The sequence below is a fragment of the Aeribacillus sp. FSL K6-1121 genome, from assembly GCF_038003725.1.
Taxonomy (GTDB): Bacteria; Bacillota; Bacilli; order Bacillales; family Aeribacillaceae; genus Aeribacillus; species Aeribacillus composti.
On the sequence record NZ_JBBOPS010000001.1, the window covers coordinates 2,572,906 to 2,586,403 of the forward strand.

Consider the following 13,498-nt stretch of genomic DNA (forward strand, 5'->3'; position numbering starts at 1 on the left):
GATTGCAAAAATCAAATCATGCGGGTGGACTTTTTGTGATACTCCTCGTTCATGATCTTAAAATCATCGAGGGCATCCTTCTTCCACTCTTTTGCCAAATTCCTTCCTGAAACCTACGAAAAGCTTCAATCAAAATGCTGTGTGGAGCGGAAAATAATGGCACTATATCTCATTAATGTTCGCTAGAATCCAATAAATCAATTAATTGGCTATAATGACTAGGAACTTGGTTGTTCAACTTTTCCCGAACTCCGCTGTCAACAAGTAATTGCAACTTCCTTTTCACAGCTTCAGACATCGTAGCATCCACATTTAACATACCGAGTGTGTCGATTACTTCATTCATCTCGGCCACCCGCCGTTCTGCATGGATGGCCGTTCTGGTCAACAACATATTAGCAGTTTCACCTAATGGTTTTCCTGTAACGGATTGATTCAATGATTCCATAACGATTTCTTCCACCCCGTATTTTCTGCTGGATTGAATGGTTTCCAACAGAAGTGCAGAAAACCCTTTCATAAAAATGCTGCGGAACATTTTGATGGCAGAAGAACTGCCGGCTTTTTCGCTAATAAATGTAAGATTCATTCCAAACTGTGTACCGATTTTTTGGAAATCTAGTGCACCTGAACCGCTTATATACATTGGCACTTTATGTTTTTTTAATGGTACGGAATCCATGACTGCCGCATCCACAAATTTTGCTCTTGTCTCAGCAACATAATCTGCAACCTTTTCCATTACCATTGGCGAAGCGGCATTTATATCAATATAGTAATGGTCCGGTGTTAAGTACGATTTGATATCTTTTGCGATAGGTTCGGCCGCTTTTGCACTCGTAGCGCAAAAAATGTACTCCGTTTTTTCACAAAGCTCTTCCAACGACGAAGCAAGTGGAATATGCAGCTTTTCCGTTCGCTCCCGGATAGCCGGTCCAAATGTCGGATGGTTAGCGTTAACATCATACGCATAAATGATTTTTATTCCTTCTTGAAGCAGCCCTTCTGAAATTAAATAAGCTGCTTCGCCAAACCCTATAAAACCTACTATTGGTGCAGCCATGTACAATCTCCCCATCTCTTAGTCTAATAAACAATTAAAAATGTCCCATAACGGAATCCTGATATAGCTTCGCCTACGACAGCAAAGATTTTTTAAATGCCTCTTCATCCTCATAATAAATAACATTTTCCTTTTGTAACGTTTCTCTCAGATTGTAAAAATCAACGCTCAATTCGCCGTTTTCGATTTTTTCTTTTGTCCCTTTTTCTTTTTCCACTCTATTTTTGGCTGCTTCTAACGACGATTTAACATCTTCTTTCCGGATGACAACAATACCGTCGTCATCCGCCATAATTAAGTCACCAGGATTTACTTGCGTGCCGGCGCATACTGCCGGAGCGTTCACCCAGCCTCCTCTTGTTTTGGTTGTGCCTTCTGAATAAACTGCTTTCGACCATACTGGAAAACCAAGTTCACGAATTTGTTTCACATCTCGGATGCCGGCATCAATGACGACACCTTGTACACCGCGTTTCATAAGAGCTCGGACGATCAGCTCGCCAATCATTCCATGAACACCTTCACCGATTGTCGTAATCACTAATATATCACCCGGCTTGCAAACTTCGATGGCCGCATGAATCATCAAATTATCACCTGCATAGCAAATAGCTGTCACGGCAGGTCCGCAAATTAGTTTTCCTTCTTGAACAGGCTTCAGTTGATGTCCCAAGAGTCCTTGTTTACCTTGCGCCTCATAAACCGTCGACACGTCATAGTTTTTAAATTCCTCAATTAATTTCGGATCAGGCCGTTGAATATTTTGAACCACATATTTTTCCATTATATCAATTCACCACCAACGAGCGGGAAGAATCTGCTGAAAGCTTCCGCATATTTGTATTGTTGGTTGCCAGAGCATCTTCTTGCATGATTTCCACGCAGAGCTGCTTTAGCGGCATAATATTCAATCAAGTGCTTTTGAGCTTTAAAGCAGTTCATAGCTTCATATTTTTGTTCGTACGTATCAGTAATATCAACAATCACTTCCGGTTTAAAATCGCTGATTTCCGACTGATGCGGTTCAAAGCCGAAGATTTTCGGCTGTTTAATTTTTGGAAGTTCAACGTCGCGTACACCTGCCGAAGTTGCTAATACTGAAGCTTCAAATACAAACCGAGAAACGGTTTCATGGTCAGGATTAAACGCATCCCGCGGACCATGAGTCAAAATCACCTGCGGCTGTACTTCCCTGATTTTCTTAAGCAATTGCAGGGTGCGTTCCGGTGTGATGGTCATATGATAATCTTGATAGTCCCAGATTTCATAATCTTTCACACCTAAGCATTTGATGGCTGCCTCGATTTCGCTTCTGCGGACAGATTTTACGTTATCCAATGTTTGCCCTTCGATTTTCCATAAGTCATTGGACTCTCCTCTTGCCCCGTAGCTTAAAATAACGAGAGAAACTTTTGCTCCAGCTTTTACATATTTTGCAATGGTGCCGCCGCCTCTCCAAACAAAGTCCCCTGCATGAGCACTTACAACTAATAGATTCGTATTTTGATCAATCATATTTTTACCCCCTGTTCTTCTACCAATAATGAGGTATTAATGGTTGTCATACGCTTCACTTCTTCTTTCGTAAAACCGCCGTTATCAATTAGTTGACGAACGAATTCCAATATCCCTTCATCCGGATAAACATTTTTTTGTTGGCCTAAGTCTGTTGATAAAATGCAATGTTCAGGTCCAACATAACGGATTTCTTCAAAAACAGATTCCCAAGTCGCTTTATTTGAATATGGGGTCGTAAAACAATGCTCCATAACCGCTCCCATATCTGCTAATTCTTTTTGCTCTTCTTTTGATAGATTGATAGATGGAAAGTTAGGATGTGTAATGACAATTTTTTTCACACCCAATTTTCCTGCCTCTTTTACTAATTCATAAATTTCTTTTTTTCCTAAATGTCCGGTAGCCAAAATTAAATCGTGTTCCTTGATTACTTCCAGACAATCATACATTTCCTTTTTCAATTGATTTCCGTCAAGAATGCTTATTGTAGGCAAATGCTTCCCTTGTTCCTCCAGCTTTTGTCGCAGTTTAGCCCAGTGCGGCAATTTTGCAGGGCTGCTCTTAGCAAAATGTTCCTGTTCGTTCGCAGAATCGAACGTAGGCATCCAAACAATTTTTGCCCCATCCCTTGCAGCCATTTCAACCGCAATCGGGTTTAATCCGCCGACAGTATTATTCAAACAAATGGCCCCGATAGCACGAAAACCCGGGAAGTTTTTATTGACTAAAGATGCTCTTTCAGCTGTGCAAAAATAATGGGACTTGATGCCATAGCCTTTCATGCCGATCCGTTGGAGACGTTCTGCCATTTCAAAATCATCCAATTTACGAGGCAAAACATCCGGTCCGGTATGGACATGTAGGTCATAGGCATCTTTCAATAGCTCTTCGTACATAGAACAGCCTCTCTTTCAGAAATATTTTTAACAAAATTGTTTAACAATATTGTTGATGGTTAAAGTATATAGTATCTTTTTTCTTTCTGTCAACTCAAATTGTTTAAAAATTTAAAATTTCTATAAAACAGGCGCTCGTTTAATGAAGCAGCTTCCTACTCACAGCTACTCGCATGTGCATTATTGAATATAAAAAATGGGCTGACTTTTGCTGATATGCTCCCCTTAAGGTAGATAGATTAAAATATAAAACATCTGTTTTACCTTAGGGGGAGTTTTTCTATGTATAAGCAATATACTACAGAGTTCAAACTTGAAGTTTTACTTGCATATGAAAACCGAGCATGTACTATTCAAGAGCTTTGTAAAAGGTATCAAATTACTAAATATTCTTTAAAGCAATGGATAAATGAATTTGAGGAATTTGGAATAGAGGGTTTAGAACGTTCAAATTCTTGGAAAGGTTATAAGGAAGCAGCTGTAAAAGATTATTTATCTTGTGAGTTCTCACAGTACAAGATTGTCAGGACATATGGTATTTCAAGTAGATCGATACTTCAAAGATGGATGAAGAAGTATAATAGCCATAGAGATTTACAGGATACGTCGAAAGGAAAGACAAGCTCTATGATTAAAGGAAGAAAAACGACTTGGAATGAACGGATACAAATTGTGCTTGATTGTTTAGGGAACGGAAAAGATTATAACAAAACAGCAGAGACTTATGAAGTTTCTTATCAACAAGTATATCAATGGGTGAAGAAGTATGAAAATGGTGGAGAAGAAGCGCTGAAAGACAAACGAGGAAGAAAAAAAGAAGAAGCAAAGTTATTTCCAGAAGAGAAAATGAACGCTTACGTGCGGAGAATCTATTTTTAAGAAAGTTAGAGGAAATCGAAAGGAGGCGAAAGTAAACCAAATATCGCAATCCGGGAACTTCATGAGAAAGAAAACCTAAGCATAATCTTATTATGTGAAATCGCCGGTATTTCACAAGCTGCTTACTATAAGAGGTTAAAACGTTCGCCTTCCTCCCGAGAACTTCAGAATGAAGAAATCGTAAAAGAGATGAAAGCTCTCCATGAGAAAGTTGACTGTTTTCTGCAAGAAAAAAATACAGAGTGTTGCAGTATATCTTTATCAAAATTTTGAATAAATATACATATATGTGATCTATCCATCAAGGCTTGACATGGATCCTCTGTAGCCATGATTCTTTAGCCAAGCGCCAGATTCAACAGTTTTGGCAAAACCAAAAAGGTTATCATGGCTCCTCCTCCATGTAAAGCCCCATTGCAAATCACTGCATAAGGATTTTGCAATTCTCTGCACTTTTATTTTGCAAAAAACAAGTTGACGGCATCTATGGTTACCGTCGAATGACGTTGAATATAAATCGAAAGCTTGGTCAGAACTTCAATCACAAACGAATTTATAGACTGATGAAAGTTGCCGGTATACAATCTGTTATTCGAAAAAAGAAGAAATCTTATAAGCGATCTACCCATCAACATGTTGCAGAAAATATATTGAATCGTGAATTCACAGCGGAAAAGCCAAATGAAAAATGGGTAGCTGATGTCACAGAATTAAAATATGGTTCATCAAAGAAAGCCTATTTAAGTGCTATTCTTGATCTATATGATGGATCAATTGTGAGCTATGTTTTAGGACATTCCAATCATCATCATCTTGTATTCAAAACGTTGGATGAAGCTACCGCACTTTTCAATGGAGAGCATCCACTTATTCATAGTGACAGTGGGTTCCAATATACCTCTCATGGTTAACGTAGAATAGACCAAGCAGGGATGACACAAAGTATGTCAAGAGTAGGCAGATGTATTGATAATGGGCCAATGGAATCTTTTTGGGGAACGCTTTAAATGCGAGAAGTATTATTTACATAAGTATCAGACATTTGAAGAATTAGCTCTTGCGATGGATGAGTACATCCGCTTTTATCATGATGAAAGGTATCCAAAAAGATTAAACGGCCTTAGCCCCATGGAATATAGAGCTAAAGCCGCTTAGGTATATTTTTATTATTTCTACTGTCTACTTGACAGGGGGCAGTTCAAAAAAGCCAGCCCATCAAAACTATATTTTTTATATAAGAAATGAGAAATTTTCCTCAATCGTTTTACGAATATTAGAAATATGTGTGCGGATCGCCTTCTCCGCTTCATCCGCATTACGGTTTTTTAATGCGAGATAGATACTTTTGTGTTCTTTTAAAGAATTTTCCTTCCTCCCTGGTATTAGAATTGTCCGCAGATGGTATCTTAACAATTGTACTTTGATCATGTTTACCATATCCACTGCCTGTTGGTTGTCGCTAGCTTCATAAATGATTTCGTGAAATCTTTTATTCATTTTCGAATAATCCTCAAAATTTCCAGAGTTTAAATATGATTCCATTTTGTTAAAAACGTCTTCCAGTTCATTCAGCTGGTCATCTGTTATTTGTTTAACAGCGCTGCGGATAATCAGGCTTTCAAGTAATTCCCGGATTTCAAAATAGTTCACGACTTCTTTCACAGTAAAGGATTTTACCGTTGCTCCTTTATTTTCTTCCATATCAACTAAGCATTCCTGCTCCAGCTTAAATAAAGCTTTCTTTACCGTATTTCTGCTTACACCGATTTGATTAGAGAGTTCACTTTCATTCAATTTTTGTGAAGGCAAAAACGCGCCGTTCATTATTCGTTCTTTAATGTATTCGTATGCAATATCCATTGGTCTTTTCATATTCAATCGCCTCGTAAATTATAATCAATCGCAAATATATTGTTTAACAATATTATTACACATTAATTTTGATAAATTAGTCAATACTTTACAGAAACTTTTTGAGTTTTGATCCATTGCAAGTTGTTTAAAGAAAATGGTTCAACAAGCTTACTGGATTCTCCTTCCACATGATCTATATTTCTTCCTTCATTTTACCGTCTGCAAAATAATTTATGAAAGCGCTTATTGACAAACAATTCTTAAATTTGTAGAATAAAATTGTTCAACAATTATGTTTAATAATAGGAGGGGAGAAACAGATGAATCACCCAAGGGAACTGGATTTTGACATTGCCCACCTCGGCCATGTGGAACTGTTAACTCCAAAATTCGAGGAAAGCACCTTTTTTTTTAAGAACATACTCGGTTTACAGGAAGTATATAGAAATAATGAATCGGTTTATTTGCGCTGTTGGGGGGATTACGAAGAGTATTCGATCAAATTGACGAAATCTGATCAGGCTGGAGTCGGCCATACAGCGCTGCGGACGATAAGTGCGGAAGCATTGGAACGAAAAGCGAAGGCGATCGAAGCCACCGGACGCGGAATCGGCTGGATTGATGGAGATAAAGGCCACGGGAGAGCATACCGCTATTACGGCCCGGATGGGCATATCATGGAACTGTATTATGAATCAAACTTTTATCAAGCTCCTGATCATTTACGGCCTACACTGAAAAATCAACCACAAAAGTTCACTGGACATGGAGCTGCGGTAAAAACCTTAGATCACATCAACTATTTATCCTCAAATCCGGAAGCAGATGGAGAATTTGCAGAAAATGTCTTAGGTCTCCGTTTAACCGAGCAAATCGTCATGAATGACGGCCACAAAGCAGCTGTCTGGTATCGAGCAACTAATAAATCGTACGATCTTGTATATACCGAAGATTCAACTGGATCAAAAGGACGCCTGCACCATATCGCTTTTGCCGTCGAGAGCATGTCGGACATTGTGAGAGCAGCAAACTTTTTTATTGACCATGACGTTTTTATTGAATTTGCCCCAAGCAAACACGCCATCAACCAAACATACTTTGTTTACGTTTATGAACCAGGCGGAAACCGTATTGAAGTCTGTTCCGGTGGATATCTGATTCTTGCACCAGATTGGAAGCCAATTACTTGGACTGAAGAAGAACGCAAACGCGGCCAAGCCTGGGGAAATAAAACGGTTGAAACCTTCCATACTTACGGAACTCCAATTATTGCCGAACTGGATAAAGCGGGGAAAAAATAAAACGAAAGCCCTCTGCTCCTCTTTGAAGTATTGATCTTTTTCAAGGAGGAGCGATTTTTACTTTCTTAATTATGTGTTCTTTCATGTTAGTCTAACTTATAGACACACGGAATATAGAAATGAATAAAAAATTTATTAATTGACGGAATTCAAAAAATCCTGTTTCTTCTAGAAGAATCCAAGTGAATTTCCTGTGGTTTACTGATAATCTAAGCAACCATTGTTTCTGATCTTGGCAAAACCGCTGCCATTTGAATCAACGCAATGTAGGCAGCCTCTCTTCTATTGTCTCTGCAATGAATTAAGAAATTGATTGAGCAGTTAACTTTTACAGCAGTTAATCTAGTTTCGAATTCCAACAATCTCGATTTCGCATTCCGGCACAATCGCTTTTGCTAAGTCCAACACTCTCATACTTGGGATTTTAGGAATGAAAAATTCCCTTGTCTTCATACTTTCAAGAGAGTTAATCACAAACTGAACACCTTGATCAAGTGTAATCCAAAAACGAGGCATTCTTTCATCTGTAATAGGCTATTTACCAGCATGCCGAATTTTCTTAAAGAATGGAATACCAATGCCTCGGCTGCCTACAACATTTCCACAACGAACAACTGAAAATCTCGTGTTTTCACCTACGTAAGAGTTTGCAACAATAAAAAGTTTGTCCAGACGCAAGATTCGTCGCACCATACAAGTTTACAGAACTACAAGCTTTATCTGTACGTAATGCAATAACTCTTTGAACCCCCTCTGTCAATCGCTGCTTCAGTAATATTATGTGCTCTGTAAATATTTGTTTTTGCTGCTTCAAAAGGGTTGTACTCAAATGCCGGCACTTGCTTCATGGGATTAGCTAGCACAACTGCATCAATACCATCAAACGCACGATATAAACGATCTTTGTATCGTACATCCCCAATGAAAAAACGAAGTCTTGAGTCTGTATATTCTTGTGCCATTTCATATTGTTTTAATTCATCGCGGATAAAAACAATCACTTTTTTAACATCATATATTTTTTTCAAAGCGCTTGCCAAAAGATCCTGTTCCGCCTGTAATTAAAATCTAGTATCATTGTGAATCCTTCCTCATCTTCAATTCATACCAATTATTTTTAACAGCTTAAAAATATCAATCGACAATTTCTAATATCTCTTTAAATACATCATTCAAATCCTTTTTCACCAACCGATACGATACAGCCCACTCAGCGATTAGGCGTCTATATTCCTTTACAATCACTTTTGCCTTGTTGATGAGATCAGGGCTGTTTCGGACAGCCGTTATTTCTTTTGATGCCAATTCATATTCAAATTGTGTCATTGGTCGGAGAAATGCTTTGTAAAATAATGTTTTTAACACTTCATTTGTTTTTTCATCCACTGCCGTAAATAAACGGTGCAGCTTATTCAGCTTTCTTGAATTGACCGTTTCTTCTATTTTATTTATGAAGCTATTAATTTCCTTTATTTTTCCTTCTATTTGTTCCGCATCTGTGATCAATTGCTGCCATTGTTCCTTTATATATTTGAGATTGTAATTAGGTTTTTGATCTGACAGCCAATGATTAACTACAACATTTTGGGGCAGCTCTTGCATAATTGCTGCTAATTCTTTATAAATCGTATGCTTGATTTTTGCTCCATTTTTGGTCGTATTATAAACTGTCTTATCTTTCATCCCCGATAAAATAAGTTCCATACTTGTTTTCATCCGGACAAATCCGTCATTTGTGAGGACTTTGCCTCCATCCACAGATTCTATTTCAAATGCATTCTCTATTTCTTTTTCGTTTAATTCATTTTTCACAAAATCATACTCAATTCCTGAAGCATAACGTTTATTTTGCTGATAGGAAAAATTTTGGCCTACTAAAATAATGGGATGAAAATCCAAATGATTTAATAATTGTAAAGTCATAATCGCGATTGACGGAGAATCGACTGCAATATCGATATGATCATATTCGTTATGTTTAATGGTATGTGCTGAAATATTATCTTGGCTTGTAATAAAGTGCGCCATTTTCCCCGGGTAGTCTTCCAATGTTTCAAATCCGACGCTGGAACCGAAAATGATCGGAATATCCATGATTCCTTTTTCTTTTATTTTTTGGAAAACGAACTGATTCTTTTCAGTAGGGTCGTATGTAAATGCTGCATCCGGATATATATCATGTTCAATTAATGCATTGATCGCAGAGCCGACAGAGAAAATATAAGCAGAACGATCTTTTTTAATTTTTTTTAAGTTGTCAAATTCTTCATTTAAAGACGGTCCAGCCGCTACTAAAATAGCAGGTTTGTTTTCAAACAAAGATTTATCGAAATCGGTTAATATGTTTGGCGTTTTTAATAAATACGGGAAATTTTTCAAACTATTATATGTCCAGCGTTTTTGAAAGCTGATCGTCGTGATAAAACGACTTTTTTTCTCTTTTAAATATTGTTGAAATGCAGTGAAATATCGATTGACCTCTTCTTTAAAAATTCTTTCATAGCTCGGTAACACAATGATTTGCGGGGGGTTGTTTACATCGTTGACATCTTGTAAAATCGCTGGTAAAATGTGTTCTTCTTTTTCAACTAAATGTAAATGTTTGATGTTTGAATAGACTTTTTTCTTTTTTAAATTTATGACACTGAGTGCTTTTTTTAATATGAAAGGATTAAACTCAATGATAGAAAACCAAGAAGGTGAAAACGCTTCTGCAATGGCTTCGATATGATATCCTAGTCCAAAACCTATAAAAATGATCGGCTCCCTCTCTTCTAATTTTGTTTTTATTTTTTCAACGAAAACATCTGTTTCTTTTTCAGGATTATAAGCACTGTGAATAAATTGCTTTTGGTTGTTTGTTTCGATTTGCAGCGTTTTTTGTCCGTTTTTTGCCTCAATTAATTTTACATTCTCTGATTCGTTTAATTCATCTAACCGTTCTAAAACATTTTTCGCTTTTTCCCGCAAAATGATTCGATTATCAATTAGCATTTGAATCGTCCTCTGCTTTTAATATCTCTTTCATTTGTGCAAATAACGGCAAAAGTTCATATTGAATAAAATCTGCTAAAAGAATAACATCTTGATTCTCCATTGCTTTAAGGAGCTGCTCAGATACGGAACTTATTCCGGCGACAATGTTTTCATGTTTTTCGCCCAATTTGGATTGGGAAAAAATTTGGTACAAATAATGAAGTCCTTCGGAAAGATGGACAAATTGCTGCCATATGTCCCCCGTGTTTTCCCCAGCATACAATTTTTCCGACAGCTGTATTAAAACCTGTTCTGCCCTTTCAATATATTGATAGCCTTCATGTTTCAATTCTAACATCCATTCACGTTCAGTGATTCCAACTATTTCAACAGGAACTTCCTGATTGCTGTATTCATTTATTAAATCTTGTATATCAGAATAAAATGGCGTACCGTTAACAAGAAAATGGCTAAAAACAAGCCCGTTTTCATTTAATCTATCATTTACGTGTTTCATAAACTTTTCGAGCTCATCAAGATTATCTCCGTTAATTTTTAACACTTTATCTTGAAAAATAATATTCATCGCGCTACTCCTCAACTGATGGTTTCTTATATATTATATCGACAAAATCCAACAATTTTAAATATAGAATATGTAACACAATTATCAACATATGTTCCCGTAGTGTTAGGTAATGTGCAATCAAAGTAAGCTATTAAAAATTTGTCCTAGAAAATAAAACTCGAGCTCCTTTTATTGGTGGATTGATTATTTTCAATAAAAGAAACCTGTATCTTAGGAGCCCTAGGAAAAAGGTTTAACAAGTTGTAAATTTTAACATAGAAAATGATAGAGATAGTAAACATCCCAAAAAATTCAAAAAGAGACCTCAGTAAGTATACTAAGGTCTCCTTCAAAGAAATGGTTAAAATTAACGTAATAATTGAAGAACTCCTTGCGGAAGTTGATTTGCTTGAGCCAGCATCGCTTGCGCTGCTTGAGAAAGGATGTTGTTCTTCGTGAATTCCATCATTTCTTTCGCCATCGTGCGAACATTTGCTTTCACAAATGACTAGACTATCTCTTCACCCTCAGCTTTACCTGTTAGGGGCCGGGCACTTCGGATTGATACAGGACGATGGAAGAATCCTGTACATCCTACGGACTTCATCGCCATAGCATTCGCCTTAGGCGGTATGTCCTAGTCGTTGAACCTTCTCCACTCTTTCGAGACAGGAGCTTGGCTGCTCGGTTGCCCAATCCTTTGACTTTTCAAGCCATCACGCATGCCGTTTCCAGCTACGTTGTGGCGCCAAAGGCTCTAAGGGGTTTCCAGCAATTCACCCGGTGATACTCCTAGCCGTTTCCAGCTAGGACGACTGTGCCTGTCACTGCTTAGGCAGCTAAGGCATAATCTACGTCGCGAATACGAGATTCAGCAGCAGTTAAGTTTTCAGCAGAAGCGCCTAAGTTGTTGATAGTATGCTCTAAGCGGTTTTGCATTGCACCAAGTTTTGCACGTTCTGAAGAAACTGTATTAATTGCAGTATCAATAATGGTGATTGCAGCATCTGCACCAGATTGAGTATCAATTTTTAAACCGCTAACCCCTATTCCACTAGCTTTCATGTTAGCAATTGTTAGTTCTACATTTTGCCCAGAATTTGCACCAATATGGAAAATCAGTCCACTACCTGCATTTGACAATGAACCATCCAACAAATTTTTAGTGTTGAATTGAGTTGTTTTAGCAATGCGATCAATTTCTTCAATTAATTGATCTACTTCTTTTTGAAGTTCGGTACGGTCTGTATCTGTATTTGTATCGTTTGCTGATTGCACAGCTAATTCACGCATACGTTGAAGGATGGAATGAGTTTCTGCTAAAGCTCCTTCAGCCGTTTGAATTAAAGAAATACCGTCTTGTGCGTTTTTAGATGCCATTTCCAGTCCGCGGATTTGGCCGCGCATTTTTTCAGAGATCGCAAGACCTGCTGCATCGTCGCCAGCGCGGTTGATGCGGTAGCCGGAAGAAAGTTTTTCAAGGTTTTTTGCAGTTTGTGTGTTGTTAAATGAAAGTTGGCGGTAAGTGTTTAACGCCGAGATGTTGTGGTTAATTCTCATGATTTTTTCCTCCTTGAATTGTTGTTTTTCCACGTCCATGTGGTTTATGTGCGAGCAGCGTCGGCCGCCACTGCTCTTTACATGTTTTATATCGGATTGTTTTTTTGATGTTTAATAGTGTTTAAAGAAAAAATAGGACTTTTTTAATAGAAAAATAAAATTGTTGAAAATTCTTGTTTGGTTACGGTTTTCCAGCTCAAACCTCAGGTTTATTTTTTGTTGAGCTTTTCTTGAAAATGTTTTAACAGGTCAAGGTCGGTGCGGGAAGCCGCGCTGTTTTCTGTTTGAATGGTGTCGTATATTTCCTTTCGGTGAACATCGATTTGTTTTGGAGCTTTAATGCCGAGTTTGACTTGATCGCCTTCGATGGCGGTAATGGTAATTTCGATGTTGTCGCCGATAATGATGGATTCGTTCAGCTTTCTTGTTAAAATGAGCACGGCTTCACACCTCCTTCTGTTCCATAAGTGGATGCTTCGTTTTATAAGTAGTGCCTGTTAAAATCACTTGCTTGGCCCTTTTGTTTTTTTGATTGATGATGACCGGAGCTAGCAGATTGGCGGTTGTGTTTTCGAACGGCTCTTCTACCGTCAAAATCACATAGACGGCGACATCTTGTTCCGACTCAATTTCCAGCTGCTCAATCGTCGCATCGTCTAAGTCGATAGCATAGTCTTTGAAAAATAAAAAAGGAATTGTCATGACAAAAGCAAGTTCCTTTGTGTTGACCGATTGCAAAATAAAAAATGGCGATTCGGCGCCAAATGGCAAAAGCACAAATTCCTTTTCATCTAAAAACCCCGGAATGCCCGATGGAAATTGGATAATGCTGTCGCTCGCGGCTTCTATTTCACCATGATATTTTGTCTTAAGTCTCATGTTC

Annotated in this window: 13 protein-coding genes and 2 pseudogenes; 3 read left to right on the top strand and 12 right to left on the bottom strand. The window is 37.8% G+C overall.

Annotated features, from left to right (window positions below):
- Nucleotides 1-172 precede the first annotated feature (172 nt).
- The 4 genes from NSQ61_RS12495 to NSQ61_RS12510 all read right to left on the bottom strand — a co-directional run bounded on the left by NSQ61_RS12495 (nt 173) and on the right by NSQ61_RS12510 (nt 3,477).
- Nucleotides 173-1,063, bottom strand: coding sequence for a DUF1932 domain-containing protein (locus NSQ61_RS12495; RefSeq protein ID WP_327847950.1), 891 nt, complete (start codon nt 1,061-1,063; stop codon nt 173-175).
- A 73-nt stretch (nt 1,064-1,136) separates the two neighbouring features.
- Complete coding sequence (locus tag NSQ61_RS12500; protein ID WP_063389286.1) at nt 1,137-1,847, bottom strand: 4-carboxy-4-hydroxy-2-oxoadipate aldolase/oxaloacetate decarboxylase; 711 nt, start codon at nt 1,845-1,847, stop codon at nt 1,137-1,139.
- The gene (locus tag NSQ61_RS12505; RefSeq protein WP_339229692.1) at nt 1,847-2,578 is read right to left on the bottom strand and encodes a PIG-L deacetylase family protein; all 732 of its coding nucleotides are present in this window, start codon (nt 2,576-2,578) and stop codon (nt 1,847-1,849) included. The genes NSQ61_RS12500 and NSQ61_RS12505 overlap by 1 nt, the downstream gene beginning before the upstream one ends.
- On the bottom strand, nt 2,575-3,477 hold the full coding sequence (locus NSQ61_RS12510) for a DUF6282 family protein (protein WP_340807191.1): 903 nt from the start codon (nt 3,475-3,477) through the stop codon (nt 2,575-2,577). The genes NSQ61_RS12505 and NSQ61_RS12510 overlap by 4 nt, the downstream gene beginning before the upstream one ends.
- A gap of 282 nt (nt 3,478-3,759) precedes the next feature.
- Here NSQ61_RS12510 and NSQ61_RS12515 point away from each other — a divergent pair, with 282 nt between their 5' ends.
- Together NSQ61_RS12515 and NSQ61_RS12520 are read left to right on the top strand one after the other, a co-directional pair.
- Nucleotides 3,760-4,356 (top strand): transposase, encoded by a 597-nt coding sequence (locus NSQ61_RS12515; RefSeq protein ID WP_339229696.1) that lies wholly within the window; start codon nt 3,760-3,762, stop codon nt 4,354-4,356.
- 431 nt (nt 4,357-4,787) lie between these two features.
- Nucleotides 4,788-5,511 (top strand): annotated as a pseudogene (locus tag NSQ61_RS12520) (IS3 family transposase); the annotation flags it as partial.
- Between the two features lie 75 nt (nt 5,512-5,586).
- Here the strand turns inward: NSQ61_RS12520 and NSQ61_RS12525 are convergent.
- Entirely contained in the window at nt 5,587-6,228 is a 642-nt protein-coding gene (locus tag NSQ61_RS12525; protein ID WP_327847947.1) for a GntR family transcriptional regulator, read from the bottom strand.
- A 302-nt stretch (nt 6,229-6,530) separates the two neighbouring features.
- On the opposite strand from NSQ61_RS12525, the gene NSQ61_RS12530 reads away from it, so the two are divergent.
- The gene (locus NSQ61_RS12530; RefSeq protein WP_327847946.1) at nt 6,531-7,511 is read left to right on the top strand and encodes a catechol 2,3-dioxygenase; all 981 of its coding nucleotides are present in this window, start codon (nt 6,531-6,533) and stop codon (nt 7,509-7,511) included.
- Nucleotides 7,512-7,859: 348 nt separating this feature from the next.
- On the opposite strand, the pseudogene NSQ61_RS12535 reads toward NSQ61_RS12530, so the two are convergent.
- The 7 genes and pseudogenes from NSQ61_RS12535 to fliW form a co-directional block, all read right to left on the bottom strand.
- Nucleotides 7,860-8,579 (bottom strand): annotated as a pseudogene (locus NSQ61_RS12535) (polysaccharide biosynthesis protein); the annotation flags it as partial.
- 66 nt (nt 8,580-8,645) lie between these two features.
- On the bottom strand, nt 8,646-10,505 hold the full coding sequence (locus NSQ61_RS12540; RefSeq protein ID WP_327847945.1) for a motility associated factor glycosyltransferase family protein: 1,860 nt from the start codon (nt 10,503-10,505) through the stop codon (nt 8,646-8,648).
- Entirely contained in the window at nt 10,495-11,073 is a 579-nt protein-coding gene (locus NSQ61_RS12545) for a hypothetical protein (protein ID WP_327847944.1), read from the bottom strand. Before NSQ61_RS12545 ends, NSQ61_RS12540 begins: the two co-directional genes overlap by 11 nt.
- Before the next feature lie 349 nt (nt 11,074-11,422).
- Nucleotides 11,423-11,557, bottom strand: coding sequence for a flagellin (locus NSQ61_RS12550; RefSeq protein WP_395994365.1), 135 nt, complete (start codon nt 11,555-11,557; stop codon nt 11,423-11,425).
- A 329-nt stretch (nt 11,558-11,886) separates the two neighbouring features.
- On the bottom strand, nt 11,887-12,615 hold the full coding sequence (locus tag NSQ61_RS12555) for a flagellin N-terminal helical domain-containing protein (protein ID WP_339194233.1): 729 nt from the start codon (nt 12,613-12,615) through the stop codon (nt 11,887-11,889).
- A gap of 209 nt (nt 12,616-12,824) precedes the next feature.
- The gene (gene csrA, locus NSQ61_RS12560; protein WP_144597256.1) at nt 12,825-13,055 is read right to left on the bottom strand and encodes a carbon storage regulator CsrA; all 231 of its coding nucleotides are present in this window, start codon (nt 13,053-13,055) and stop codon (nt 12,825-12,827) included.
- 4 nt (nt 13,056-13,059) lie between these two features.
- Complete coding sequence (gene fliW / locus NSQ61_RS12565) at nt 13,060-13,494, bottom strand: flagellar assembly protein FliW (RefSeq protein WP_144597254.1); 435 nt, start codon at nt 13,492-13,494, stop codon at nt 13,060-13,062.
- Between the last annotated feature and the right edge of the window lie 4 nt (nt 13,495-13,498).